The sequence below is a fragment of the Geobacillus sp. LYN3 genome, assembly GCF_003064505.1.
GTDB classification, from domain to species: domain Bacteria; phylum Bacillota; class Bacilli; order Bacillales; family Anoxybacillaceae; genus Parageobacillus_B; species Parageobacillus_B toebii.
This window is the reverse complement of the sequence record NZ_QCWL01000110.1, coordinates 1-529: the sequence shown is the minus strand read 5'-3', so window position 1 is coordinate 529 and position 529 is coordinate 1. Positions and strand designations below refer to the sequence as shown.

The window sequence follows — 529 nt, the reverse complement described above, 5'->3', positions numbered from 1 at the left end:
ACACCCGTTCCCATCCCGAACACGGAAGTTAAGCTCTCCAGCGCCGATGGTAGTTGGGGCCAGCGCCCCTGCGAGAGTAGGTCGTCGCTAGGCTATTTATATGATTAATTTATTTCTTTCTATCGTCGCGGGGTGGAGCAACGAGCTTAAGCTCCATCGAATAAGCTACGAGTTGCCTCGACGCATTTGACATCTTTGAATTAGCTAGTAGAGGAAGAGGCAACGAATTGAATTAAAGTTTTCCAAATCATTTGTTCCTAATTCAATCATTCCTTTCTATCACCGCGGGGTGGAGCAGTCCGGTAGCTCGTCGGGCTCATAACCCGAAGGTCGCAGGTTCAAATCCTGCCCCCGCAACCAATATTGGTCCCGTAGTGTAGTGGTTAACATGCCTGCCTGTCACGCAGGAGATCGCGGGTTCGAGTCCCGTCGGGACCGCTTAAGGTTGAATGCATTTTAGTGAACTACCCCCACTTAATTTTCTAGCGAAAATTTGAAGTGGGGGCTTCCAAAGAAGTTTGACTGCTTC

At 49.3% G+C, this 529-nt stretch carries 2 tRNA genes and 1 rRNA gene; all 3 read left to right on the top strand.

Annotated elements, in window-relative coordinates:
* Positions 1-93: ribosomal RNA gene (rrf, locus tag DCC82_RS17330) — 5S ribosomal RNA — on the top strand; the annotation flags it as partial.
* 190 nt (positions 94-283) lie between these two features.
* Positions 284-360 (top strand) — tRNA-Met (locus DCC82_RS17325).
* 5 nt (positions 361-365) lie between these two features.
* Positions 366-438 (top strand) — tRNA-Asp (locus DCC82_RS17320).
* Positions 439-529: the final 91 nt, after the last annotated feature.